Annotated in this window: 20 protein-coding genes; 9 read left to right on the forward strand and 11 right to left on the reverse strand. The window is 61.3% G+C overall.

The genetic code is table 11. From position 1 onward, the window contains the following. The first annotated feature begins 212 nt into the window (after positions 1-212). The 4 genes from BGE01nite_RS20120 (at position 213) to BGE01nite_RS20135 (ending at position 6188) form a co-directional block, all read left to right on the forward strand. Positions 213-884 (forward strand): response regulator, encoded by a 672-nt coding sequence (locus tag BGE01nite_RS20120; RefSeq protein ID WP_146852998.1) that lies wholly within the window; start codon positions 213-215, stop codon positions 882-884. Beyond that, the gene (locus BGE01nite_RS20125) at positions 881-2290 is read left to right on the forward strand and encodes a sensor histidine kinase (protein ID WP_146853000.1); all 1410 of its coding nucleotides are present in this window, start codon (positions 881-883) and stop codon (positions 2288-2290) included. The genes BGE01nite_RS20120 and BGE01nite_RS20125 overlap by 4 nt, the downstream gene beginning before the upstream one ends. A 62-nt stretch (positions 2291-2352) precedes the next feature. After that, on the forward strand, positions 2353-4821 hold the full coding sequence (locus BGE01nite_RS20130; protein ID WP_146853002.1) for a DUF1592 domain-containing protein: 2469 nt from the start codon (positions 2353-2355) through the stop codon (positions 4819-4821). Between the two features lie 62 nt (positions 4822-4883). Continuing rightward, on the forward strand, positions 4884-6188 hold the full coding sequence (locus tag BGE01nite_RS20135; protein ID WP_146853004.1) for a Gfo/Idh/MocA family protein: 1305 nt from the start codon (positions 4884-4886) through the stop codon (positions 6186-6188). Here BGE01nite_RS20135 and BGE01nite_RS20140 read toward each other — a convergent pair. Beyond that, the gene (locus BGE01nite_RS20140; RefSeq protein WP_170266921.1) at positions 6146-9970 is read right to left on the reverse strand and encodes a translocation/assembly module TamB domain-containing protein; all 3825 of its coding nucleotides are present in this window, start codon (positions 9968-9970) and stop codon (positions 6146-6148) included. The genes BGE01nite_RS20135 and BGE01nite_RS20140 overlap by 43 nt on opposite strands. A gap of 153 nt (positions 9971-10123) precedes the next feature. Then, positions 10124-10603: a ComEA family DNA-binding protein gene (locus BGE01nite_RS20145; RefSeq protein ID WP_170266922.1), complete on the reverse strand. Its 480-nt coding sequence runs from the start codon at positions 10601-10603 to the stop codon at positions 10124-10126. Positions 10604-10704: 101 nt separating this feature from the next. Between BGE01nite_RS20145 and BGE01nite_RS20150 the strand changes: the two genes are divergently transcribed. Further along, positions 10705-11043, forward strand: coding sequence for a putative quorum-sensing-regulated virulence factor (locus BGE01nite_RS20150; RefSeq protein ID WP_146853010.1), 339 nt, complete (start codon positions 10705-10707; stop codon positions 11041-11043). Between the two features lie 52 nt (positions 11044-11095). Here the strand turns inward: BGE01nite_RS20150 and BGE01nite_RS20155 are convergent, their stop codons facing one another. Then, positions 11096-11689, reverse strand: coding sequence for a hypothetical protein (locus tag BGE01nite_RS20155; RefSeq protein ID WP_146853012.1), 594 nt, complete (start codon positions 11687-11689; stop codon positions 11096-11098). Positions 11690-11780: 91 nt separating this feature from the next. Beyond that, positions 11781-12671, reverse strand: coding sequence for a hypothetical protein (locus BGE01nite_RS20160; protein WP_146853014.1), 891 nt, complete (start codon positions 12669-12671; stop codon positions 11781-11783). A gap of 182 nt (positions 12672-12853) precedes the next feature. On the opposite strand from BGE01nite_RS20160, the gene BGE01nite_RS20165 reads away from it, so the two are divergent. Further along, positions 12854-14317, forward strand: coding sequence for a DEAD/DEAH box helicase (locus tag BGE01nite_RS20165; RefSeq protein ID WP_146853016.1), 1464 nt, complete (start codon positions 12854-12856; stop codon positions 14315-14317). Between the two features lie 338 nt (positions 14318-14655). Here the strand turns inward: BGE01nite_RS20165 and BGE01nite_RS20170 are convergent, their stop codons facing one another. Beyond that, a complete protein-coding gene (locus BGE01nite_RS20170; protein WP_146853018.1) occupies positions 14656-18012 on the reverse strand; it encodes a WD40 repeat domain-containing serine/threonine protein kinase in 3357 nt (1118 codons plus the stop codon). Positions 18013-18668: 656 nt separating this feature from the next. Between BGE01nite_RS20170 and BGE01nite_RS20175 the strand changes: the two genes are divergently transcribed. Then, a complete protein-coding gene (locus tag BGE01nite_RS20175) occupies positions 18669-19361 on the forward strand; it encodes a hypothetical protein (protein WP_146853020.1) in 693 nt (230 codons plus the stop codon). Between the two features lie 38 nt (positions 19362-19399). After that, the gene (locus BGE01nite_RS20180) at positions 19400-20128 is read left to right on the forward strand and encodes a nuclease-related domain-containing protein (RefSeq protein ID WP_146853022.1); all 729 of its coding nucleotides are present in this window, start codon (positions 19400-19402) and stop codon (positions 20126-20128) included. A 315-nt stretch (positions 20129-20443) separates the two neighbouring features. On the opposite strand, the gene BGE01nite_RS20185 is transcribed toward BGE01nite_RS20180, so the two are convergent. From BGE01nite_RS20185 to BGE01nite_RS20195, 3 genes are read right to left on the reverse strand one after another with little or no spacing between them, the layout of a single operon-like run. Continuing rightward, positions 20444-21652: a DUF1501 domain-containing protein gene (locus BGE01nite_RS20185; protein ID WP_170266923.1), complete on the reverse strand. Its 1209-nt coding sequence runs from the start codon at positions 21650-21652 to the stop codon at positions 20444-20446. Positions 21653-21656: 4 nt separating this feature from the next. Further along, positions 21657-23132: a DUF1800 domain-containing protein gene (locus BGE01nite_RS20190; protein ID WP_146853026.1), complete on the reverse strand. Its 1476-nt coding sequence runs from the start codon at positions 23130-23132 to the stop codon at positions 21657-21659. 22 nt (positions 23133-23154) lie between these two features. Next, positions 23155-23685: a hypothetical protein gene (locus BGE01nite_RS20195; RefSeq protein WP_146853028.1), complete on the reverse strand. Its 531-nt coding sequence runs from the start codon at positions 23683-23685 to the stop codon at positions 23155-23157. Positions 23686-24443: 758 nt separating this feature from the next. On the opposite strand from BGE01nite_RS20195, the gene BGE01nite_RS20200 reads away from it, so the two are divergent. Then, positions 24444-24845, forward strand: coding sequence for a hypothetical protein (locus tag BGE01nite_RS20200; protein ID WP_146853029.1), 402 nt, complete (start codon positions 24444-24446; stop codon positions 24843-24845). Positions 24846-24866: 21 nt separating this feature from the next. Here BGE01nite_RS20200 and BGE01nite_RS20205 read toward each other — a convergent pair whose 3' ends face one another. The 3 genes from BGE01nite_RS20205 to BGE01nite_RS20215 all read right to left on the reverse strand — a co-directional run bounded on the left by BGE01nite_RS20205 (position 24867) and on the right by BGE01nite_RS20215 (position 26193). Next, the gene (locus tag BGE01nite_RS20205) at positions 24867-25238 is read right to left on the reverse strand and encodes a hypothetical protein (protein WP_146853031.1); all 372 of its coding nucleotides are present in this window, start codon (positions 25236-25238) and stop codon (positions 24867-24869) included. Next, complete coding sequence (locus BGE01nite_RS20210; RefSeq protein WP_146853032.1) at positions 25235-25528, reverse strand: hypothetical protein; 294 nt, start codon at positions 25526-25528, stop codon at positions 25235-25237. The genes BGE01nite_RS20205 and BGE01nite_RS20210 overlap by 4 nt, the downstream gene beginning before the upstream one ends. A 77-nt stretch (positions 25529-25605) precedes the next feature. Then, on the reverse strand, positions 25606-26193 hold the full coding sequence (locus BGE01nite_RS20215; RefSeq protein ID WP_146853034.1) for an RNA polymerase sigma factor: 588 nt from the start codon (positions 26191-26193) through the stop codon (positions 25606-25608). Positions 26194-26483: the final 290 nt, after the last annotated feature.

A 26483-nucleotide genomic window follows, 5' to 3' on the forward strand; every position in this document is an offset into this window, starting at 1 on the left:
CTAGAACAGCGATGCTGTCAACTCATCCTAGAACATGACAGACTTCGATTTTCAGTTGGCTGATCTTTTAATGATTCAACACCCAATGGGTGTTGAATCGGTAGGGCATATCTTGTGGACTGGCAGAGTTGAAAGTGTGACCTCCAGTCCACTGGTATCCGCCGTCAAGACGGCGCTCGCCAAGCGGAAGAGAACCACCCAACGCTGACACTATGCGTATCCTCGTGATCGAAGACGAAATCAAGGTGGCCCGCTTCATTGAGCAGGGGCTGCGTGAGGAGGGCTTCACGGTCGAGACGGCACTGGATGGCGGCGCGGGGCTGACGAAGGCTTTGTCGGGTGCGTTTGATCTGCTGATCCTGGATGTGATGCTGCCAGTGAAGGATGGCTTCTCCGTGCTGCGCGAATTGCGCGGCGCTGGGGTGACCTCACGCGTGCTCATGCTGACAGCACGTGATGGCGTGGGAGATCGTGTGCATGGGCTGGACCTAGGCGCGGATGATTATCTGGTGAAGCCCTTTGCTTTTGCGGAGCTGCTGGCGCGCGTGCGTGCGCTGTTGAGGCGCGGAGTTTCGGAAGAACCCGGGTTGCTGCATGTCGCGGATCTGCAGGTGGATCTGCGTGGACGGCGCGTGACGCGCAGCGGACAGTTGGTTACGCTTTCGGCGAAAGAGTTTGGAGTGCTGGCCTACCTGCTGCGGCGCGCGGGTCATGTCGTCTCAAGGAGCGAGCTGGCAGAGCAGGTGTGGGAGGATCTGCAAAACACACCCAGCAATGTTATCGAAGTCACGGTGTATCATCTGCGTGAGAAGATTGACCGTGGCTTCGCACCTGCCTTGATCCAGACCGTGCGAGGCTCAGGTTACTTGATGCAAAAGCCATGAAGTCTCTCCGCTCACGCCTATTGATTGGCTTCACCGCGCTGCTGGCGGCGGCGCTGATGGTGTTTGCGGTGATCGTGTGGCTGGTGGCGCGCGATACGATGAGCCGTGACATGGATGACTTTCTGCGTGGGAAAGCACTTCTGCTGGGCCGTCTGGTCCCACCTGTGCCGCTGCCTGCGAGCCGTCTCATCATCGAGCCGTGGATGGAGCAGGAATTGCAGCTTCAGGAGAATGCGGTGGTCGTGCAGATGTTCACCGCCAGCGGCACCTTCGGTGGAAGATCTAGCAACCTGCGGAGTGACATCCCGCTGACAGAGAAAGGCAGGCACTCCGAGCATCCTGCCGGTGGTGTGGAGCTGGAAACGATCACGCTGAATGGCCGTGAGTGGCGGATCGCCACGCACCCCCGGCGCGAGCGCTGGGGCGAGCCCGTCGTGTTCTATGCCCAGGCGGCGATGCCTCTGGATGCCTTTGCAACGCGGGAAAATCGTTTGTTAGGTTGGTTGATCGCAGGTGGCGTGGTCATGCTCCTGGCAGGCGCGGTTTCAGCGGCAGTCTTGAGCAAGCTCTGGCTGCGCTCGGTCTCCACGCTGGAGGAGGCGGCGCGCGGCCTCAGCAATTCCGAGCTCGGCAAGCGACGCCTGTTTGTGCCTTCGGATGATGCGGAGCTGGCCGCTCTCGCAGCGTCCTTCAATCATCTTCTGGACCGTCTTGAGTCAGCGCACACCACGCAGCAGCGCTTCACGGCTGATGCCTCACATGAGCTGCGCACACCTCTCACCGTGTTGCGTGGGGAGATCGAGGTGGCTCTGCGCAAGCCGAGAACAGCAGAGGAGTATCGTGAGGTGCTGGTGAGCAACAAGGAGGAGATTGAGCGCCTCTCCCGCCTAACCGAAAACATGCTCGCACTGGCGCATGTGGATGTGGGAGATGCCGTCACCCAGCGTGAGCTGGTGAATGTGAGCGAGCTGTGTGCGGGCGTGACCTCGCGGCTGCAATCGCTTGCGGCCGAGCGCCAGATCACTCTTCAGCATGCGGATGCAACGACAGAGCCGCTGAGTGTGAGTGGAGACCCCGTGGCGCTTGATCGTGTCATTTTCAATCTGGTGGAGAATGCGCTGCGCTACTCCCCGGTGGGAGAGCACGTGACGGTCGTGGTCGCCAAGACACCGCCGTGGATTGAGATCCAGGTGAGTGACACCGGCGGCGGCATTGCACCGGAGCATCTCGGGCATCTCTTTGAGCGCTTTTACCGGGTGGACAAGGCACGTTCTCGCTCCCATGGCGGCAGCGGTCTGGGCTTGTCCATCGTGAAGGCCCTGGTGGAGGCGCATGGCGGCATGGTGGAGGTGGAGAGCACGGTGGGGCGGGGTAGCACTTTCACTGTCAAATTGCCCGCCGTTTGAGCAGTCACCGCTCGACAGCCGGGCTTCTGTGAGGATGATCTGCGGCCCGGGCCACCTCCTTCATGCGCGTTCTCTTTGCTTCTCTTTTTCTCACCGCTCCATCCTTCGCCGCGGTGCCTGCCGCGCTGACGACGTTTTTGGACAAGCACTGCACGGAGTGCCATGACTCGGATGTCAAAAAGGCAGGGCTCGATCTCACGGAGGCCAAGTGGCAGCTCGATGATCGGGCGATCTTTGACCTCTGGGTGAATGTGCATGATCGCATGCAGAAAGGCGAGATGCCGCCTGCGAAGAAGCCGCGCCCTGACAAGGCGGAACTCGGGAAGGCTCTTCTCAGCTTGAATGAGCCGCTGCATGCCGCCAGCGCGGCTCTGCAGCAGAAGCAGGGGCGCACCTTGGCGCGCCGTCTGAACCGCATCGAATACGAGAACACTCTGCATGACTTGCTGGGAATGGACATTCCGCTCGCGGCGCTGCTGCCGGAAGACACACCGATGCATGGCTTTGACACCGTGGCAGAGGGGCTGCGCTTCTCGCAGCTTCAGATCGAGAAGTATCTCGAGGCGGCTGACGAGGCGCTGAATGCTGCTGCCGACCTGCGGGTGAAGCCGCAGCTCAGCAAGGCACGCTACAGCTACCGTGAGGAGAAGAACATCCTGAAAAACCTGCAGCTGCCAGATGATCCGCCGACGGATCCGAAGAAGAAGTACAGCCGTCAGCGCCAGATGTTCCGCATGCTGCCGGACTCGCTCGTGATGTTCACGGACGCGGACTACCTGCTCGGTCTGGACCAGTTCAAGATGCATCGCAGCGGCACCTATCGCATCCGCATCTCGGCCAGCGGCTATCAGAGCAATGGCGAGACCGTGACGCTGCGCCTCTACGCGAACAACTACCAGATCGGCAAACGTTACCTCGGCGCGTGGGACATGCCTGCGGACAAGGCGCGTGAGGTCGAGGTTGTGGCGCCGATCAACCGTGGTGAGCACCTGATGGTGCTTCCTTTCAAAATTGGTTATGACGCGGAGGGCAAGCGTCTCAATGATGCGGACACGACGAAGGATTTCAAAGGGCGCGGACTCGCCGTGCAATGGGTGGAGATTGAGGGACCTCTTGAGGCCAATCACTGGCCAGCGGCCTCATTGACACAGCTTTTCCCTGGAGTGCCCGTGCAGGAGATTCCGGGCAAGCAGGCCAAGAACCCATGGGATGCGGAACGGCTCATCGGCTATGAATTGAAGCCAGCGGATCCGGCGGCGGATGCGAAGCGGGTCGTGGAGAGTTTTGCGGCGCGGGCCTTCCGCCGTCCGCTGGAAGCCGGTGAGGCGGAACGCTACGCGCAACTGAGCCTGGATGCCTTGAAAGGCGGAGCGGACTTCCTCGCCGCGGTGAAGATCGGCCTGCGAGGAGTGCTCACCTCACCGCAGTTCCTGCTCTTTGATGAAGCGCCAGGAGCGAAGCTCAGTGATCATGCGCTGGCCTCGAGACTCTCTTATTTCCTGTGGTCCACCATGCCTGATGAGGAACTCATGCGTCTGGCGGCGGAGAAGAAGCTGCATGATCCGAAGGTCCTGCATGCCCAGGTGCAGCGCATGATCGCGGACAAGCGCAGCACCGGACTCGTGAAGAATTTCACCGGCCAGTGGCTGGACCTGCGCTCGATCGATTCCACCTCGCCCGACCCCAGCCTGTATCCGGAGTTCGATGAGATGCTGAAGATGGCGATGGTGGGTGAAACAGAGAGTTTCTTTCGCGAGATGCTGCAGAACGACCTGCCGGTGACGAACTTCATCCAGTCAGACTTCCTAACGTTGAACAACCGCATCTCCCAGCATTACGGAATCGGGCAGGATGTGGCCAAGGACGAACAATTTGTTCGCGTGAGCCTGCCTGCGGGCAGTGTGCGTGGTGGAGTGCTTACGCAGGCCAGCATTCTGAAAGTCACCGCGAATGGCACCACCTCCTCGCCCGTGCTGCGCGGCGCCTGGGTCATGAAGCGTTTGCTCGGCGAACCTCCGCCACCTCCGCCTCCAGGCATTTCTGGCGTGGAGCCTGACACGCGTGGTGCCAGCACCATTCGTGAACTGCTGGCAAAGCACCGTGACTCGGAGACCTGCGCGGGTTGTCATGCAAAGATCGATCCGCCGGGCTTCGCCCTGGAAAGCTTTGATGTCATCGGCGGCTTCCGTGATCGCTACCGCAACAAGGAGAAGGGTGATCATGCGGCGGGCGTGAAGTTTGAGAACCGCGGCATCTGGCAGTACAAGCTCTCACTGCCGGTGGATCCGACAGGTCAGTTTGCGGATGGCACGGCCTTCAAGGACATTCATGAGTTCAAGAAGCATCTCATGGAACATCCCGAGGCGCTGCACCGCTGCCTCACGGAGAAGCTGCTGACTTATGGCACCGGCGCCGCTCCGACCTATGCGGATCGTCAGGCCATCGCCGGGATCATGAAGAAGAATGCAAAGCTGGGCCTGCGCAGCCTGGTGACAGACATCGTGCTGAGCGACACCTTCCAGACGAAGTAGCGTCAGGCGTGGCGGATTCGTCCTAAAACATGTCCGAACGAAATCTGCGTTAGGCGTGTTGTATGGACACCACCACCATGAACCGCCGCTCCTCGCTCAAGACCATTCTAGCCACGGGTATCGCGCCCCTGTTTGTGCCTGCCCGCCTGCTGCGTTCGCAGACAGCGCCGTCGAACAAGATCACCCTCGGCGTGATCGGCTGCGGATCACAGGGCGTGGTCGACATGCGCGCGTTCCTGAATCACGATGACGTGCGTGTGGTGTCGATCTGTGATGTGAACCGCCGTCGTATCGATGCAGCCAAGTTCCACATCAAGGAAGCCTATGGCAGTGCGGATGTGAAAGTGCACAGTGATTTCCGCGAACTGAATCGTGATGCCGGCATTGATGCGGTGCTCATGGCGCTGCCGGTGCACTGGCATAGCATTCCCTCCGAGGATGCGGTGCTGAATGGCAAGCACATCTACCATGAGAAGCCGATGGCCATGTCCATCCAGGAAGCAAAAGTGGTCCGCGAAGCCGTGAGGAAAAAGGGTGTGGTGTTTCAGTTCGGCACGCAGCAGCGCTCGGACATGAAATTCCGCTGGGCGGCGGAGCTGGCCCAGAATGGCAGGCTCGGGAAACTGAAGGAGATCCAGGTGGGCGTGCCGGGAGGCAAGACGATGCCAGCCTTCGCCGAGCAACCCGTGCCTGCGGATGTGGACTGGGACCGCTGGGTCGGCCCGGCACCGATGACACCCTTCAACGAGGAGAAGCTGAAGCGTGACAACCATGAGAACATCACCAACTTCTCGTTAGGCATGATCTCCTGCTGGGGCATTCATCATCTCGATATCGCCCAGTGGGGCAATGGCACGGATGCCACGGGCCCGGTGAGCGTGGAAGGCCACGGCGAGTATCCGAAGGACGGCGGCTGTGATGCGGTGGAGAGCTGGAAGCTGCGCTTTGAGTATGCGAATGCCGCGCCGATCGTCTTTGCCAATCAAGGTGATGAGATCGGTCATGGTGCGCGCTTCATCGGCGAGAAGGGTTGGGTGCACGTGCTGCGCGGCAAGATCAGCGCGAGCGATGATGCCATTCTGCGTGACCCGCAGAACAAGGTCGGCACCATGCCGATCAAGCTTCACGAAAGCCTGGAGCATACGCGCAACTTCATCGATGCGATCCAGGGCAAGGCGAAGACGGTTTGTGACATCGAGACCGCCGTACGCAGTGATGCGCTGCCACAGCTCGCGGCGGCTTGTCTGAAGGCGAAGCGCAAGCTCACCTGGGATCCAGCAGCGGAGAACTTTGGTTCAGATGCGGAGGCCAACGCGCTGATGAATCACCGCGCCATGCGGGGCGGCTGGAGGCTCTCCACCGTCTGACCTACGGGCTTCACGGTCTCACGGACAGGCTCGTCCGTGGCCTGCGCAGCCTTGCCGAAACGCAGCACATAACCGAGCAGCGCCTTCATGCGGCCGGTCTGCGTGAAGCGTGCGCTCAGGCGCCAGTGATCCGTGAGGTCATAGGCGGCTTGCACGCTGTCATTGCTGCGGTCAGCGCCGGAAGGATTGAAGGTCACGTGCAGCTTCGGAGGATCTTCACGGATGACTTTCTTCTTCTTGAAGGCTTTGCGATACACCTCGCTGATGAAGAGGAAGGCCGCGCGGCTGGCGGCTTCAGCGGCGAGCTCGCTGGCGTCACCGTTCAAAGTCGTGCCAGTGCTGAGCAGAGTCACGATGTCCGGCTCGCTCATGGGCGGCGTGCTGGTGAAGCGGGTCTTCGGATTGGTGGAGTCGCCGTAGATGTAGAGCGTGATCTCATTGCTGCCGACGCGTGACTCGCCACGGATGTCCAGCTCGGGGTCGAAAGGCTTCTGCGGATTCAGCGTCACCACACCGCGGGTGATTCTGACGATGCTGAAAGGCAGCTTCAAAATCAGGCGGTCAATATTCGCTCCACCATTCAGCAGCGGGGCCGCTCCCGTGCCGCGGAGCGAGGCATCCACAGAGACCGCGCCATTGGCGAGATTGCCCGAGATGAGCACCGGATCACGAGAGGTCACCCGCACATCAAAGGTCCAGTCTTTGAGCAGCGGTGGCAGCTCGAGCTTGGCTGTGCTGCGTTGTGTGTTCTCAGGAATCGGAGGCACGTCAGCGGGCAATTTCAGCAAGGGCAGAAGATCGATCTCCTTGAAGATACGACCGCGCACTGTCTGGACCGAGCCAGCCACGCGCGCCTGCTTCAGAGTGCCCACACAGCTGAGGTCCGCATTGGCCCGCAGCGAACTGGTGGGATCACGAAACACAAGCGCTTCACCAGCCTTGATGCTCACGTTCAGCGCGGGGTTGGCCATGTCCGTGGCATCCACGCGGCCGCCGAGCTTCACATGACCACCCGCCACGACTGCTGAGATGTCATCAATGGTCAGGATGCGGTCCCTGGCACTCACATGGACCTTCACATCACGCACGGAAGGCATGTTGGCCTTGGCCCAGGACACTTCCTGCACATGCAGGTCCACATTGGCATTGATCAGCGGCTTGCTGACCGTGCCGCTGACATCCGCGTTGATCTTCAGCTTCGCAGGAATGCTGCGGATGGTGTCCGGGGCGTAGTCGCGGATGAAGCTGAGATCACTCTCCTCCATGCGCACGGTCACCTTGACCGGTGTGCTGCTGGCCAGGGAAGGCTTCGCGATCACCGCGCTCACATCGAGAGGCAGTTGCGCCTCCACGGTCAGTGGCTGCAGCGGCGGCTGCACCGCTTTCAGGTTCGCCTTCACCTGGTTGCCATTCAAGGTGGCCGTGAGATCGACCGTGGCCGGTGTGAAGGCCTTGGGTGCCTTCGGAGCTTTGACCTCGCGCAGATTCACTTTCACATTGCCGACAAGAGTCTTCAATCTGCCCTTCAAGGAGATGTCTGCATTCAGAATGCCCTCCGGGATGTTTTGAATGCCAGCGGCGGCCAGCACTTCATTCACACGCAGGTCCTTGGCTTTGAGCATCACGTCCGCAGGCAGGCTTTCGGCGCTGCCGGGCTGGGTGATGTCAAAGGGAGCGCTGGCCTGACCTTCCACGAGCAGCGTGTCTTTCTGCCACACTTTCAGTTGGGTGAGCGCGGCGGATTTGTCATCCACCACACCTTTCACAGCGAGCTTCCAGAGGCCGAGTTTGGCTTCCAGTGACTTTAAATCCGCGCGCTTGCCCGCAAAACTAGCCTCCAGCGTCACGTCCGCTGGCTGGGGCAGGGAAGCAGGATGCACCTTGGTGGCGGTGAGGGTGGCGCTGCCCTCGCATCTCCAGGGTTTCAGCTCACCCTGTGCATCGAGATGGCTGAAAAGGCTGCCGGACTTGATCTGAGGCGCGCCGAGACTAACCAGTAATGTGTTCAGCTTGATGAGCTGGGGCAGGGTGATGTCACCCTTGGCCTCAAAGGCATAAGGAGCCTGCACGCCCATGTCAGCGGTTAGCGCGATGTGGTTCTGCTCATCCACACGGATGTAGAGTGGGTCGAGGTTGACCTTGCCATCCTTGACCTGGGCCTTGAGCGCGATCTCCGGCAGCGGACCCTCACCATATTTCGCTTCCTTGAGATCCAGGGAGATGTCTGCCAGCACCTTCTCCAGAGCGCCTGCGCTGAGGTCATTGACCGCAAAACTGGTTTGGCCGCTGAGGTTCAGTTTGCCGCTGACCGGTTTCGGCGGAGCCTTGATGGTGCCGGGAACGGCCAGTGTCTCAATGAGCTTCGCAGGCTGCTCCACCTTCAGCGCCCATTCTGCCTTCACCGGCATGGCATCCTGCATGAGCATGGTGGCCTTGAGGGAAAGTTGGTTGCCCTCACCAAGTCCAAGCGCGGGGATCTCGAGGCGGGCTTCTTTGCCATCCAGGGAGAACTGAGTGCCCAGTTTCGGCAGGCGATAGTTTTGAAAGGCGAGTGTGTCTCCATCCACCGTGCCGCTGAGCTTGGTGGGAGTCGCGCCCACACCTTCTGCCTTGGCATCGAGGATCACGGTGCCGCGCACAGGTGGTGGCTTGTCCAGAAGCTGGCTCACATCCTTGATGCTGGCCTTGGCAACCGAGGTCCAGGTGGTCTTCTGCCATTCGGCGATGTTCGCGGGCAGCTGGGCCTGCGCCGTCACATCGATGAGATTGCTGCCACGGGCGACGTTCAGAGTGGACAGGGTGGCTTTGCCATCCGCCACTTCCAGCGCGAGCGAGACCTTGTCGATCATCGCTCCGGCGGCACGGATGTTCGCGACCTCGGTCTTCAAGCTGGCTTTGAGGTTCGGGGGTGAGCGGGGATCGCCCTCCACATGCAGATCAAGCCTGCTGCCATCAAAGTTCACACTTTTAGGTAGGCCGATCGTCTGCAGCTCTTCAGCGCGCAGATCCGTGACCTGCACATCGGCCTTCGCCTGCATGGTCTCGCCAAACACACCGGCGATCTGCGCGTCCGTCTTCAGCTTCGCCGCGCCGAGGTGCGCGAGGATCTGGGTGACGAACTCACCTGACTCGAAGCCTTTGAGATCCAGCCTGAGCTCATCCAGCACCACATCCTTCGGCAGCGTGAATTCACGGATCACGACCATGCGCGGCTGCCAGTCGATCTTGGCGCTGAGTGCCTGAAAGTGCAGGCCGCCGGGCTCCATGATCAGCTCCTGGCATTCAAAGATGCCGGGCATGCCTGTGCCGATCTGCAGCGTCAGGCCACGCACCGTGATCTGGCCGCCATTGCCCAGCGTGATCTTGGCGTTCGCATTCTTCAGATCGATGAATCCCGGCCAGATGAGGGGTGGCGCTTTGCCGGCGGGCTTTTTCGCTTCAGCCGGGTTCTGCGCTGCCTTGCTGGCAGGGAGGTTCCGCAGATCCACCTGGGCTTCGAGATCATGCAGCGTCAGCCCTTTGACGACGTGCTCCAGATCCGCGCGCATGTCATAGTTCACGCTGAGCTTGCCGATCATGGCCTTGGGCAGCCAGTGGTCTTCGCCGCCGGTGGCCTTCACGCCGAGCAACTCCATGCTGTTCCAGACCGAACCTTCCACCTCCCAGGTGAGCTCCAGGCCCTGAAGCGCCGCGCCCTTCGTCCCGCCCCAGCGGACCAGACTGAGAATGATGGGCCGGTGGAAGATGGCCAGCAGGACAATCAGCCCCAAGAACACGAGCATGAAACGCTTCAACCAACGCCGGAAACGACGGCGCGGTTTGGGTGTTGTGGGGGGCTCGGTCACCGTTTCCATGTGCGCTCAATACGCCCCTCCTGCAAGTAGCGGGCCACCTGAATCGGCCCTGAGGGGCCAGCTGGACTTTTGAATCCGGTTCTAGGGAGCTTCTCCCCTGTTGGTGGGCCGGCTGGCGCCGATCTTGATCAGAGGCATGAGCTTGGCGAGGCGCTTGGGACCGATGCCCGGGACATCATTCAGCGACTCCACCGTTTCAAAAGGGCGGCGGGCGATGATCTCGCGGGCGATGCCCTCACCGATGCCGGGCAGACTCTCCACCTCAGGGCGCGAGGCGCTGTTGATATCGATCCGGGTGTCTTGGGTCGTCACCAGGCTCAGCACCTGGCTTCGTTCTTCACCTTCGACTGGGTTCTGGCTTTGGTCCGGGCTTGTCACTGGCTGAACCACACGTTGGACCTGGACCTCGGCTGGCTTCTCCCGCCGCCCATCCTGAACCACGTAGGCCATGAGGGCAAAAAAGGCCAGGGCGGCGAGCACATTGCCCATCCATGCCACGGGGATCTTCTTCAGACTCCAGAGGTCCTCCTCATCGGGTGGCATGGGCGTATTTTCCTGCATGGAGGAAGATTCAAGCAGCCTGCCCTCGACTCGCCAAGACCGAATAGAGGCACGCCTCATCTGCACCTTGCCAGCCGAGGCTTTCACGACTCCTTTTCAGCATGGATGATCTGGCCCGGCAGATGCAGCACGATCTTGAAGAGATCGGCAGGACGCACATGCCCTTTGGCAAATTCGGCCCGCAGTTCTGCCCACCGAATGGCGTGCCAATCTATGATCTGCCAGCGGAGTATCTCGCGTGGTTCGCGAACAAGGCAGGCTTCCCGAAGGGCCGCTTCGGCAAGCTGCTGCAGATGGTCTACCAGATGAAGGTGGATGGCTCGGACGTGGTCTTTGATGTCTTTCGTCGTCGCCGTGGTGGCCGCACCCCGCTGCGTGAGGAGCGGCAGCGCTCGTTTGATCTCAGCGGGAACAGACAAACTCCACCTGAGGGAGCCTGAAATAGGGACCAGCGGCTCGCCGCAAGACCCTCCAGATTACCCGGGCCAGGATCTATTTCGCGGCCGGAGGTGGGGAACCCGCGCCGGTGCTGCTTTGAGACTGGGCTGCCTTTTTGAGAAGTCGTGTTCTGATGATTTCCGGAGGGATGCTCGGGAGTTCCAGCCAGTCAGCCTTTTCCAGGAGCTTGGCCGCTTCATTTGGGTTTGTCAGTTTGCGGGCGGCATCACGCAGCAACGGCGCGCCATGAGCGTGCCCCAGGACAACGAATCCATTGAGCGCAGCCTCACGCACCTCAGGGTCAGGATGGGTCAGGTAGGGCTGGATGCGGGGCAGCTCCACCGGGTCATAGGAAATGGAGATCAAGTGAATCTCCTCCAGCACTTTTTGTTTGGCGGCTGCCTCCAGAGGCGGCATGTCCACCGGCCGGGAGGTGTTGGAGAGTGTTGGAGCGGGTGCTGCTGTGCTCGGCGGCAGGATGGCAGGTCCAGAACCAGATGGAGATCCTGCAGCGGTGCGTGCTGCGGCGTTCTCTTGGGGGACTTGAGCTGCCCTGTCTGCGGATGTCGGCCCGGCGCTCCAAAACGCATAGAAAAGCAGCCCGCAAGAAGCGGCCGCCGCCAGGGTGATCATCGCAGTATGTTTCATGGGATCAGTCGATTAAAAAGGCACCTCCATGAATTTCACAGAGGTGCCCGATGAAGGTTTAACGATGGAGATATCCTTCAGATATCAATCATCATTGTGGAGGCATGAAGAGATTCAGGTCCACCACGGCTGCAGCACCCACGCTGATGGTGCCCTCGATGATGTCTCCCAGATCGGAGGTTCCCAGGATCTTGTCCAGCTTGACGGCTCCTGGCACATAAACCTCCTCGAAGACTTTATCGATGCCGCTGCCAAAGGTCTTCACGGTGATTTTTCCACCACCGCTCAGCAGGCCTTGGAGGTCCAGAGGGATCGGCGGGTCTCCAGGCGTCTCGCTGACGAATGGCACCGTGGCCATGGCTCTCGTTTTGAAAGTTTCGCTCAGGGTGTGAACCGTGGTCGGAGGGGGCGGCTCGCCCGTGAGAGGGCTGAACTCGGTGTCGACCGTCTTCTCGCTTTTGGCCCTTGCTTCGACCCCGCTCTCATCAAAGACGATGCTCAGCACATCATCAGCCGGGATGGAGGTCTTGTCGGTGTGTCTGATGTACATCGCCGGCACTCCCGTCGCATCGTAGACCACCACCAGCGACCATCCAGCCAGGAAGGGTGTCTTGCCTTTCTGGGGCAGGAATCCGGACTGAACCAAAACCTTGATGATATCGGCATTGCCCCACTTGCCCGTGGTAATTTTGGAGCCGTACTCGGTCGTGCTGACCGTCTTGACGGGCACTCTTTCATCGACGGGTCCGGCCAAAGTCTCCACCGTGTAGGTGTTCTCAAAGGTGGGACCGCCACCGTTGTTTGGCCCGAGCACTTTGCCGGTCTCGTCTTTCGCGACCAGAGCCTCATCAGTGTAGGAATAAGTCAGGGCCACGGTGATGCCACCGGTGGAAACCCACATCGGGGGTTCTTGCTGCGCGGAGGCAGATGGGGCGAGGGACAGGCCAGCCAGGGCTGCTGCCATGCAGGTGATACGCTTCATAGGAGTGGGATGAGTTGAGAGCGAGGCTGTGGAGCTCAGTAATCCGGGCGCCACCTGCCTCAAACAGTATCTACCGGAGATAGTGGCGGACATTTCACACTTTCTCCCTTTTTCGGCTCCAGCCCTCAGGGCCCGGGGAAAATCATCCCTCGCACTGCAGCGGATCGAGTGCATTCTCACGGATGTCATTTCAAGTTCTCGGGCTCGACTCCCACATTCTCCAGGCCATCAAGGAATACGGTTACACAGAGCCGACTCCCATCCAGGCCGCGGCCATCCCGCCCATCATCGCCGGTCATGACCTCATCGGCATCGCCCAGACCGGCACGGGAAAGACAGCCGCCTTCACGCTGCCCATCCTCACACGTCTTGCAGAACCCGGTAAGAAGCCCGGCACGAAGGTGCTCATCCTCGCCCCCACCCGTGAACTCGTGGTCCAGATCGAGGAAAACGTCCTCGCTTATGCCAAGCACCTGCCGCTGACCATCGCCAAGGTCTTTGGCGGAGTCGGCGAGCGCCCGCAGATCAATGCCCTGCGCAGCGGCTGTGACATCGTCATCGCCACACCCGGGCGTCTGCTGGACCTCATGGGCCAGCGTCATGGAAACTTCAGCGGCCTGGAGCACCTCGTCCTCGATGAGGCGGACCGCATGCTGGACATGGGCTTCCTCCCCAGCATCAAGCGCATCATCCAGGCCCTGCCGAAGAAGCGCCAGACCCTCATGTTCTCCGCCACCTTGTCGAAGGAGATCGAGGCCCTCACGCATGAGTTCCAGCATCATCCAAAGACCGTGCAGATCGGCCGCCGCTCCAATCCTGCGGAGACCGTGACCCAGCTCGTTTATGAGGTGCCGGCGCATCTGAAGCCAGCGCTGCTCAGCCACCTGCTGCAAGACAGCAAGATGGACATGGTCCTCGTCTTCAGCCGCACCAAACACGGCGCGGACAAGATCGCCCGCCGCCTGGAGCAGGTCGGCGTGAAGTGCGCCACGCTGCACGCGAACCGCTCGCAGAACCAGCGCCTCAAAGCCCTCGCCGATTTCAAATCCGGTGAGGTTCGTGTGCTCGTCGCCACAGACATCGCCGCACGTGGCATTGATGTGGACGGCATCTCGCACGTGGTGAATTACGACTTCCCTATGCACTCCGAGGACTACGTCCACCGCATCGGCCGCACCGGCCGTGCCCAGGCCATTGGAGATGCCATCAGCTTCATCTCACCCGAGGATCAGGCCGCGCTCCGCAGCCTGGAGAAGTTCATCGGCCGCGGCCTCATCCGCAAACGTGCCGAAGGTTTCAACTATGCCGCCACTGCTGCTCCACGCTCCGAGGAGCCGCCACGCTATCGCGATCCGCGCAGCGGCCGTCCGCAGGGACAGCGCGGCCAGGGTGGCCAAGGCCAGGGCCGTCAAGGTCAAGGCGGTGGCCAAAGAGGCCAGGGCGGCAGCCAGCAAGCTCCACGTGGCCAGAGCAGCCAGGGTGCACCGAAGGCTCAAGAGGGCCAGAGGCGCCAGGGCCGCGATGAGCGCCCAAAGTCAGGCCGCGAGCAGCAGCCTAACCAACCACGCCGTCAGGACTCAGACCGCCAGCCCTCCGGGAAGCCAGCCAAGCCCAGCCTCTGGAACCGTCTCACCGGCAGGAAGTAAGACAAGACTCGTTAGGCCGGAGTGCCCGATGATCCCACGCAGGATGACCGTGTCCCCCCCAAAGGGGAATCGGTCGTCCCCATGACGTGGCACAATTGAGCGGCTGCCGAACGATCCACGCGATCTCTCCTCCCAAACTCGCTCGCCGGCGACCAGCCTCGTCGCGAGCCGGAGGCTCGCAAGAAATTAGCCGGGGGTGAAGCGAGCGCAGCGAGCGAGAACCCCCGGACTATCAGGCGATCGACCTCTCATGTCAGCGCGCCCTGGAAGGGCGCGGGAAGCAAGCGTCGCGCTCCAATATCCGGCCTAACAAACAATCACTCCACCACTCCGTCCCCTCACTCCGCCGTCTCCATCTTCAGCCTCTGCAGCTCCATCGCCGCCGCGGGTGACGTGTTCTTCTCCAGGGATTCCAGATACTTCTCCAGCGGCTCGTTGTCCGCCGGTGTCAGCGCGCGGGTGCCCGGTTTCGCCAGCAGCCATTGCGCCCAGCGATGCGCCAGGATGTCCTCCGGCTCCGGGATGCGCGGCACTGCGGAGATGGCCTTCCTCAGATCCTCCACGCCCAGGGATTCCGTCTGCGCCTCGGAGTTCAGGCGGCGTCTGGCCAGCGCCTCCGCCAGATTCAGGAACCAGTCCGGGAGATGCACACCCTCCGGCGGCATCGGCAGGGAAAACCATCCCGCTTCCGGCAGATGGTACACATAGCTCGCTCCATCCTTGGAGATGTGCACGGCATCGATGCCCGCCCCTTCCCGCACCGGCGGGCTCAGGCTGTTCCCCAGCCGTGTTTCCCACACGCGGATCTCCCCCTCATCCGTCACCGTCACCAGTTTTTTCCCATCTTTGGTTAGGGCCAGCGAGCTCACGAAATACTCCGGGCGGATGATGATGCCCGTGCTTCTTCCCGCCGCCACATCCCAGAAGCGGATCTCCTGGTCACGCCCGGAGGTCACCAGCAGGCGTCCGTCATCAGACACCGCCACCGCGCCCACGGCCGGCGGGTGCTGGATCTCCGGCCCCAGCGGCCGGCCTGACCGTGCGTCCAGCACCTGCACCTTGCCATCGGCGCTCGCCACGGCCACCAGCCGGTCATCGCTGCTCCAGCCGTGCACTCTCGCTTCACGCAGAAGCGCGGCTGTGATCGGCGGCGTCTCTGGTTCCTTGCGGTAAACTTCCTCCGGCCCCGCCAGGAAGCGGCGCGTGGCCATGCGCTCATGGATGCTCCACACCTGCACATGCGGATCATAGCGCGGGGCCATCGCCAGCAGGGAGGCATCCGGCGTCACGGCCACCTCATTCAGCGCGTGACGCAGACGGTGGTTCTGGCGCATGCCCGTGGAGGCATTCCACACCTGCACCTCGCCATGGCGGGAAACACTCGCCACCATGCCTTGCTCCAGCGCCTGCCGCACCGCCATGATCTCACCGTCATGCCGCCGGGCAGGGAAGCGCGGCCGCCCGTTGCTCATGTCCCACGCATGCAGATAACCGCTGCCATCACCCACCGTCAGCGTCGTCGCATCTGAGTTGAAGGAGAGGCTTGTGACGGCGGACGGGTGCTTCATCTCTGGCACCGCATCTTCAGAGGCCCGGTAGTTCAGTACATGCACCACACCGCTGTGCAGCCCCAGGCTCAGCAGCTCTTTTTCCCGGTGCACGGCGATGGCGCTGATGCCCTCGTCCACCTGCACCAGATCTCCCACGATCTTCCCTGTGGTCCGGTCCCACACCGCGGCGATCGCCTTCACCCCGTCCTTCGCGTCACCCGTCGTGTTGCTGGCCGTGGCCAGCGTGGTGCCCAGGTAATCCATCGTCAGATTGATGATCGGCGTCCGCACCCCCGGAGGCGCCGGGTGTTGCAGACGCAAAGCTGGTTCGGCAGGCTGGCGCAGATCCCAGATCAGCAGCGCCCCCTGGTCACCACCTGCCGCCAGTGTCAGCCCGTCCCCGGAAAGCGTGAGGGAAAGCACAGACTGCTGCGTGCCGTCCGCGCCGGCAGGAAGGCGCGGAGACAGCATGGAGTTGCTGTCATCCTTGAGGGACCAGCGCATCACCTGCCCGTCATCCCGCGCCAGGAAGGCATGCTGCCCGTCTTTCGAGACAATCATCGCCGTCACCACCACGCCGCGCGGCAGCGCATGATCCGTGCGGTGAAAGCTGTTCATGTCCCACAGGCTCAGCACATCATTCGCCGCCGTGGATCCGTTCTGCCGCGGGCTGGACACCGCCAGCACGCGTGAGGCCTGCTTGCTCAGCCCCACCAGCCGTGCCTCCACCACACCGGCAGGCAGCGCCATCGGCGGCGTCAGCGGCTGGATCAGGTGCCCGTTCTCCAGCAGGGAAAGCAGGTTCGTCGAGGCCTCCGCATTGTCCGGATCCGTGCGCAGCGCGCGGCTCAGCAGCGCCATCGAACCGTGCAGATCCATGCGCTCGCCGATCTGCATCTGGCCCGCGATCTGGCCGTCTGAGATGGACGACGCCTTGCGCGCTGCCGTGCGGTTCTTTTCCGATTCAAAGTACAGCGCCGTGCTCGTCACGCCACCGGCCAGCACCGCCACAGCCACCGCCGCCGCGGCTGCCACGCCCACCCGGTGCCGCCTAACAAATTTTTGCAAAAGATAGCGCTTGCTCGGCGGGCACGCCTGCACCGGCTTGAAGTTCAGATGGCGGCGCAGATCATCCGCCAGGTCATCCGCATTCCCATACCGGCGTGAGGGGTCACGCTCCAGCGCCTTCAGGATGATCCAGTCCAGGTCTCCTTTCAGGGAAGGCTCGCGGGACGACGGCTTCGGCGGGTCGATCTCCACCTGGTCCCGCAGGATCTGGTGCAGCGGGCGGTTCGCCAGGTCCGCCGTCGTGATCAGCGGCTTGCCGGACAGCAGCTCCATCAGGATCGATCCCAGCGCATACACATCAGACCGCGTGTCCACATGTGAGCTGCCGTATTCGATCTGCTCCGGGCTGATGTATCCCGGCGTGCCCACCAGCTGGTCCATGCCCGTCGCCAGCGTTTGACTCACATTCTTTTGCTCCAGAACCTTAGCGATCCCGAAGTCGATCACCTTCGGCACCGGCAAACCGTCCTCCTCCATCACCATCACGTTGGAGGGTTTCAGGTCACGGTGGATGATCCCCTTCTGATGCGCGTGGTTCACCGCGTGGCAGACCGGGATGAAAAGCTCGATCCGCTGCTGGGTCGTCAGCTCCTTCTTCTTCGAGTAACTCGTGATCGACCGCCCGCGCACCAGCTCCATCACAAAGTAGGGCTGCCCGCGCTCCGTCTCGCCCGCATCCAGCACACGCGCGATGTTCGGGTGCTCCATTAGCGCCAGCGACTGCTGCTCCGTCTCAAAGCGGGCCATCACCTGTTGCGTGTCCATCCCCGCCTTCAGGATCTTCACCGCCACCAGACGATGGATCGGCTGCACCTGCTCTGCCTTGTAGACGAGCCCGAAGCCACCCTCGCCCAGCTTTTCCAGCAGGCGGAATTTGCCATCGATCCAGCCGTCATTGTCCTCCAGCAGGTTCGCAGAGCGCGGACCCCGCGGCGTCATCGTTGGTCGTGTCAGAGAGGCCCTCGTCGGCCCGCCCGTCATCCGGGAAATCGGACTCGGCGTGAGCGCACCCTCGATCACGAGCGTCACATCATGCTCGGTCGCCGGAGTGGGGGCTTCTGGTGAGGGGTCTGACACGCGTGAAAAGCTGAGCAGAAAACAAACACGACTCCCTGAGGCCCTGCAATACCCAGTTCGTGCACCTTGCCATCGGCTGCAAAGATGCGCCGCAGGCCCGTCTTCGAGGCAAAAACCCGCCTGGATCTACCTGGATTCACCCGGATCACCTCCGCGCTGTAGCGGCCAGCGCTAATCTCACCTCACCGAGGCCTGTGCACCTCCCCAGGTCGGATCCAGTCGGATTTACCCGGATCGGCTTCCCCTTTCTCAAACCACCGTAAACAACCGTCAACCACCGTAAACAATCGTAAACGGCTCCCGCGATCCCCTCCTCTGAAACCACCGTAAACAACAGTAAACTCCCCCTCCGGCTCCCGTCCCTTTCCGTGTGTTCCGTCGGCCAGTCCTCCCCACCTTGCAGTCCGTAGCCTCGGCGAAGGACTGTCCAAAACTCCAAATCTCCTGTGAAAAAATTATTCATAGCGTCCGCACCCTCCACCCTCCCCGCCCATCTCCAAAGTGACCCAAGCGGACCCTTTGGACACCGCGCCCTGCTCCCCCAAAATCATAAATCATAAATCATAAATAGCCTCCCACTTCCGCAGTATCCCCCATCTCCACCTCTCCTGAGGCCTTGCATTTCTGTCACATCTTTGGTTTCCTGCGGGAATTCCATGCGCCGCCCCCCCCTCCGCATAGTCGCCTCCTTGTTCGCACTCATCCTTGCCTCGATGAGCGTGACCTCCTGCACCTCGCCTTTTGACAAAGATCCGAAGGTGCTCATCACCGTCTTCTCGGAGGGCTCCTCGATGGACTCGCCAAAGACCATCTTCCGCCGGAACATCGAGGGCAAGGAGGTCGTCCTGAAGGTCATCCCTGAGTTCACCCACAAAAGCATCGTCGCCTTCCATTCCTTCCCTGCGGAGGACGGCACCTACGGCGTCACCTTGAAACTCGACTTCAAAGGCACGAACGCCCTCGAGATCGTCACCCGTCTTCAGCAGGGCGGCATGCTCGTCAGCATGGTCAATGCAGCCGTGGTCGACTACGTCACCATTGATGAAGTCGTGGCGGATGGCCTCTTCACCATCTGGCGCGGCCTCCCGGAGGAGCTCATCGCCTCCATGGACAAAGAGTATCCCCGCATCCAGGCGCTCAAGAAAGCCAATGCCGAGTCCTCATCTGACATGCTCGACATGGTGCCCAGCACCGGCAAAGAGAAGAAATCCGCCCGCGATCGTGCGAAGAAGGCGGAGAAAGAAGAGGAAGCCGCCGCCAAGCGCAAAGCCAAGGGTGAGGTGGACTTCCCCCCTGAGCTTCCAGCGGGCGCTGCCGTGCCCCTCAGCGAAGCCCTAAAAAATCCGTGATGAAGATGCTTCGGCGAACGTAACGGGAATGACCGTTTATGAAAATCCTAAACGAACTTCTAGACCTCATCTTTAACCTTCTGGAGCGCTACTGGATGGTTGCCCTGCCGCTTTGCTTCGTCGGCTTCCTGCTGGCGGTATGGGTGCTGGGCCGGATCTTGAAAGGTAAAAGCGCATCTCACGAGTCAGGCGTGTCCCGCGGTCAGGCTAGGCTTCAGCGCACCGTCCCCATGTCCCTGCGCAGGCTCCCGCCGGAGCACTACAAGATCTACAATGACGTGTATGTGCCCCGTCTGGACAACGATGGTAACACGCGCCTGCACCACGTCGTGCTCTCCAGGTATGGTATCTTCGTCATTCAGGACCAGCCTGAAAATGGTCTCATCTCCGGCGGACTAGATGACCGTGAGTGGACTCTCATTCAGGAAGATGGCCGCAAGCGCTTCGTCAATCCCATCATTCGCAGCGCCTATCACGTGAAGGCATTGGCGAAGTATCTGGACTTCCCGGAGGCCTCCCTCTTCCCCATCATCTACTTTGATTCCGAGCCCCGCTTTGAGGCCCAGCGTCTGCCTTACATGCTCACAGAAGGTCTCGGCCGTTACATCATCTCGCACCGCGTCGAAGTGGTCTCCCAGGAGGAGCTTGATGACGTCGCCCTGAAGTTCGCCTGCCTCACCTCCCACCGCAATCCCGAGGTCGCCCAGCAGAAGCACCAGGCCGCCCGCGCCCGCCGCCTCCGCCAGACCCGCGAACGCGCTGCTTAAAAAGCGTCAGTGGTTCAATTTTGACCCCGGCGCGGCAGCGCCACCAAAACTCCCCGGTAGGGACGAGCTGTGCTCGTCCCTAGCTCAAACTCACGCCACCCCGCCACCTCCCCCAAGGTCCGAGCCTGTCCAACCCCACCGCGCCCCTGGATCTCCCCCCTTTCCTCCATTTTCAGTTTTCCATTCTCCATTCCCCCATCTCCCCGAAGCCCAAACTCCCCCGCCCAACCAATTTTCAGTCCTCTTGCCCTGCCCACCATTCCCGTCCCCGTCCCATCTGCGCATATCTGCGTCATCTGCGGTTAAAATCCCGCATCACATCAGCCCCACCGGCTTGAGCTCCACCCCCGGAAACACCTGCCTCAGATCCGCGCCGCTGAAGCATCCGTTCAGCACCTCGCCAAACACCTGCCGGTAATCCGTCTCCGCATGCAGACCACCCGGTCCCGGCGTGTTCACATTGATCTCCTCCTCCGCCTGGATCGGCCATGCGCCCAGCACCTGCCCGCCTTTCACGCGGTCACCCAGCGCCATCAGCGCAAACCCGCGTCCATGATCCGTGCCCAGGCTCGCGTTCTCATACACACGCCGCCCGAACTCCGTCGTCACCATGATCGTATAATTCGTTCGGTGAGACGTCAGGTCCAGGTCCAGTGCCGCCAGACCTTCCGCCAGCGTCTTGATCCTCTCCGCCTGCGTGCCGCTCGAGTTCCCCTGGAAGAAATGCGTGTCCCATCCACCCAGGTCGATGCACGCCACCTGCAGCCCCAGACGGGCCTTCACCAGCCGCGCGATCTCCCGCAGCCCGTTGCCAAAACCATCCTTCGGATACTCCGCGCCATGCTCCGGTGCCTCCGCCTTGCCCTGCAGGGCGGACACCCGCTGAAACAGGTCCAGGGTCTCCACGCCACGCTGGCCTAACAAGGTCACCTCCGCGCCATACATCGCTTGCAGCGCCTGCACCACCTTCGTGGAGTCCTCGCCCTTCTTCCCGGTCCTGATGGCAATGTCCTCGATCCTCTCCAGCACGCTCACCGCTGGCGCACCACGCAGAGATTCCGGCAGCGCCGTGCCGATCGCCACCGCGGACAGAGCCGAGCTGGCCTCCGTCGCATTCAGTCGCAAAAAGCGGCCTAACCATCCACCACCCGCAGGACTTCCATGCATCGAGTCGCCATGCTCCATCTGGTCCTGGCAGTCGAAATGCGAGCCGCTCGTGTTGTCCACGCCGACGGACTGCACCGCCCCAAATCGTCCGTCTTTATACAGGCCCTCCAGCGGCTTCATCGTCGGATGCAGGCCGTAGCGGTCATTGAGCTGGATTACATCCTTCTTCGGGATCGCCAGCCCCGGCCGCAGCCGGTAGTAGCGGTCATCCGCATGCGGCACCACTAGGTTCAGCGTGTCCGCACCCCCGCGCAGAAACACATGAATAAGCGTGTGAGATTCCTCACGCGGCACCGCCGCAAAGGTCGGCGCGGCTGCGAGTGCCAGCTTCGAGATCAAAGAGCGTCGCGTCATCATAAAATCAGCATCTCTGGAAGGCCGGACTCGCGAGGATGAGTCCGACGAGTTGAGCCTCTTCCGCATCCTTGAAGGCCGCCAGCTCCTCAGGCTTCGGCGTCCGTCCCGTGAGATAAGAAAACCACGTGGAAGCATCATTCGTCGCGCCCAGGCTCTTCGCCAGCCGCCACAGCTCCACGCGCGTGTCGCCCTGCTTGCCGGAAGCCAGCGCCAGGCCAAAGTTCCAGCGCCACATCAGCGTCCCCATCCACGGCAGCTCCTCATCCGGATAACCATCCGGTGTCGGATATTGGAAAAGCCCATGCCCCATCCGCTGCAGCGGTTCCAGCACCGTCTTCTCAGCCGTCGTGTCCGTCGCCAGCGCCCGCATGGCCGAGACCATGAACTTGAAAGGCCGCTTCAAAAGCTGCCCCTGGCTCGCCGCAAACTCCGGCGTGTTGAAGAGCGCCCGCAGCACGCACCTGATGTCCCCGTGCGTCCTGGTGAACTCCGCCGCCACGGTCTCCACAGCGCTTGCGGGCGGCTCCATGCGGATGAAGCGCTTGCACAGCTTCGTGGACACAAACTTCGCCGTGCTCGGGTGATCACACACGATCTTCACCAGCCGGTCCAGATCCTTCTCCCCACCTCCCGGCGGGATGATCGTCCCCAGCACCTGCTTGATGCCGTCATCATGCCATGAGGCATTGAAAAACGACTCGCCCTGGTTCAGCGCGAAGAACCGGTTTCGGTCAAACGTCCACCCGCTCAGGCAGCGCGCCGCCTCGGACACATCACTCTGCGTGTAGCCGCCGTGCACCCCCATCGTGTGCAGCTCCATCAGCTCGCGAGCGTAATTTTCGTTAGGCTTGTCCGCCGTGTTCTTGCGCACCTTGTTGGACTTCCCGTCCAGATACACCAGCATCGCCGGAGACGTCGCGGAGGCGCGGATCAGCTCATGAAAATTCCCCAGCGCATGCTTGCGGATCACATCCCGGTCATCGCTCGGCTTCAGATAAATGCAGTCACCCTTCTCCAGATCGATGTTCAGATGGTCCGTCCAGAACTCCACCATCACCTCATGCAGCTGGCGGCGGCTGTAGACCGCCCGCAGCAGCGAATGCCGCGTGATCTCATCCCGCAGCACCGGCTTGCGAAATTCATACGCATCCCCCGCGCTGAAGTAGATCGACTCAAACCTCTCCGCCCGCAGATCGCAGGCCGAGTCATCGATCCGATCCGGGTGCAGCTGCTCCTCCAGCCAGGCCTCGCGCCCCATCTTCTTCACCCGCTGCACATCCCCCGGCCAGGGACCGAAAGCCGCGCGTGAGAGCAGATGAAAATCCGCATCAATCTCCGCGCCCGTCGTCAGCGCCAGCTTGGCGGGCACCGCCTCGCCTAACAATCCACGATTGATCTGCGTCACCACCCGCTCACACGAGGCCAGCGCACCCGCGCCGAGAGCAGCGCTGCGCAGCAAGGCACGGCGGGAAGTCTTCATAGCTCAAATAAATAAGGGTAGATCAGGCAGCAGGCATCTCCGTGCTCAGCAGACCGTCGCGGCTGGCCTCAGCCGCACGCCCCATCTTTTCCACACGCACAAACCAGGTCCGGACATTGATCCCCCAGCCCAGAATCGCCAGCAGCGGCAGCAAAACGGCCCAGCCAACCACAGGCAGCAGCGCGCAGCAGATCAGCGTCAGCCCGCCATGTTTCGTCTGCCTCCACGGCTCCACCTGCGGCCAAAGTCTCTCACCCACCAATGCAGCAATGCCACCCGCGCCAATCAATCCCCAGGCCAGCAGCGCCCCGCCCACCAGCACCGCCAGCGCCCCCATCTTCGGAAGCTTCGAGATGATCGTGATCAGAAAAATGCCCCCGATGAGCGGCACCAGCCCGATAAAAAAGCTCTTCAACAGCCCGCGTCCCGCCACCAGCCGCTGCTTCTCCACCCGTTCCGGCCACAGCCCCCGCGCCAGCAGCCAGAGCGCCGGAAGCGCCACAACAAATGCCACTGCGATCAGCAGCCAGGTAAGAACAGTCGAAAAAAGCATGATAAGGATGAGGTGGAGAGTTGGGTGACGAGGGGCTTAACGCCCCCAATCCGAAGCGGTAACAAACTCTCGATAAAGATTTCCACTCCTTGAGCCTCGATCAATAGAACGGCTCAAGGATCAGTGGCAAAACCCGCTGCTAAGTAGTCATGGATCGAAGGCCAACGGCCTTCCGCATCATAGCGAAGGGTTGCCGAGCCTTAGCGCTGATCTTTACCCATAAGTTTTTGAGACTTCTGCGCCAGTTTGGCGAGCCGGAGGCTCGAGAGAGATTAGCCGGTGGTGAAGCGAGGCTTGGCGAGCGAGAACCACCGGATAGTATCGTCAACGTTCGCGTTCTCTCCATGCGCACCGGCAGGTGCGCGAGAAGTGGCGATTTCACCCATGACCATGCCTTCGCAGGCTTCTCGCTCCTCCTCTGATCTTGCCCGTCATACGATCATCAATTGGCTCGACTTCACGGCAAGAAACAGGCTCTCATGCCTGCAATCCATCGCCCCTTGCAACCCACCGATAGTCCCCCGCCTTCTCGCCGCAGTTGTCTGGCCACTCTGATTGCCGTGATGCTGTTTGGCGCTCTAGCCATGTTCTCATTGTGGATGGTGATTAATGATGGGAACGAAGAGCTACGTGTCAGTGGCCTGGCTCGCAACATCGTGATCAGCCTCAGGGCTTGGGCCCAGGACAACGGGGGAAAGTATCCTGATTCCAAGCACGATGAAAAGGCCACCTCCAACATAGCTTTCCGTGAGCTTTATATGTCCAACCTCGCGCAGGACGAACACTTGTTCAGTGCTCCCAGAAGCCCCTTTGTTCCTGACGGCAACCTCGGAGACGCTCCCAAATTCCCCAAGGCCCTGGAGCCAGGCGAAAATCATTGGATGCTCGTCGCAGGCCTCTCCACGAAATCACCCGACCGCACGCCGTTGATCTTCGAGAACGCACTCGACACCTCATGGCCGCCCAAGTGGCACCCGGGCTTCTTCATGCATCATGTTCGCGGTCGCAGTTGGCGCGGGAAAAAGATCATGGTCGGCTTCAACGATGGCAGCACCATCTTCGTCCCTCTGAAGAGGCACGGCAGCCACATGACGCTGAACGATGAAACCCTCCGTGATCTGCCTCCTCTGAAGGTCCTCGACATCGAAGAGCGCCCCTGAGTTGAAGCAGTCGGGATCACGTCACTTCACATCATCCGGCCGCTTCGGCTTGATCTTGTCCCACTCCGCCTTCTGCTCCGGCGTCAGGTCTCCATCAATGCTCGTCGTGGTGCGGTCGATGATCTCCCAGATGTTGATCATCGCCTGCTTCTTGAAGCCCATCAGCTCGCTCAGCGCTTCATCCACCTTCGCTTCCAGCCTCGGCTGCTGCTCTGCCGTGGGCTTCAGCTTCTTCAGATGATTCATCGCCGCCCATTTCAGGAACGCAGGCTGCTCCGTCTTTTTCTTCCAGGCCGAATGCGCCAGCACGCCAAACACAAACCCGATGCCCAAGCAGAACCCGATGAGCAGAGTCATGAGGCAGCCGGCCTTGAAACGACGTGAGATCATCATGGCAGAAACAGGGAAGGGGAGATCGGTGACTCGATCAGCGTCGGTGCCAGCGTGATGAAATCCATCTGCCACGCCACCAGTGCCGCACTCGCGACGAACAGCACCGCCGAGGTCAGCATCGCGCGCAGTCCCAGTGAGGTCAGCAGATCCAGCCAGGGTTCCGCAGGTGTGTTTTCAAAGCGCGCCAGCACTCGGGTCGCGAAACCAAAAGGCAGCTCCGCCGAAACCTCGTCCGGCGCGCGTCGCGCAGCCTGAGCAGCAGACTGCCAGCGTGAGTCAAAGTCATTCATGGCAAAAATAAAAGGTGGCTTGGGTTTGGATCATCGGTGCCCTCTGCGTCATCTGCGGTTAAATGAAATAGTGTTGGTTAGGTATCGAGCTTCATCTCCTGCGCGATGCCTCGCAGTTTGCGCCTCGCCCGCATGGCCCGCATCTTGACCATGGGCCGGGTCCAGCCGGTGAGTTCGGAAATCTCCTGCGTGCTCTTTTCTTCCAGATCCAGCAGCGTCAGCACCAGCCGGTCGGATGGCGAAAGCTGCGCCAGCAATCTTGTGACAATGCTCTTTGCCTCGCGATCCGGCACATGCGGGGTGTCTGCCTGCTTGTTGAGCAGGTAATCGAGCCACTCCGTCTCTCCGTCGCTCAGATCCGCCATCCGCCATTCGGGTCGCGCTCTCTCCGCGCGCAGCGCATCCAGGCACGTGCGCACCGTCAGCCGGCTCACCCAGTGCTCGAAAGGCACGCCAGCGCGCGGCTGATAACTGTCCAGCTTCTGCAGCAGTTTTAAAAACACCTCCTGCATCAGGTCCTCCTCGCTCTCCCGCCGAGGCAGATGATTCCTCACCCATCGGCGCACCAGTGGATGCAGATGCTCGATCAGCCTCTGTGCCGACGACAGATCCCCAGCGCGAATGCGCTGAAGACAGTCCTGCACGTCGAAACTTTCGGAAATCACGAGGCGCGGAGTTTATGAGAGAAACGAGACACACCGCCAGCCAAACGCGCGGCACCCCCCTGCGGTAACCATTCCACCTCAGTTTCACCCCAAAAAGAAAGCAGCCGGGTCTCGGCTGCTCTCAATGTGGTGCAACCATCTTGGTTGCCCGGTTTTGAATTCATAAAGTGCAAGCTTCCAGCCTGCAGCACCTGGCTTACTTGCCCTTCAGATCATTGAACATCTGGAAGCCCTGCTCGGCCGTCAGGTTCTCATGCACCACGCCGCGCACCGCCTTCATCATCGCGATT

The organism is Prosthecobacter gellanilyticus (assembly GCF_007992435.1).
Taxonomy (GTDB): Bacteria; Verrucomicrobiota; Verrucomicrobiia; order Verrucomicrobiales; family Verrucomicrobiaceae; genus Prosthecobacter; species Prosthecobacter gellanilyticus.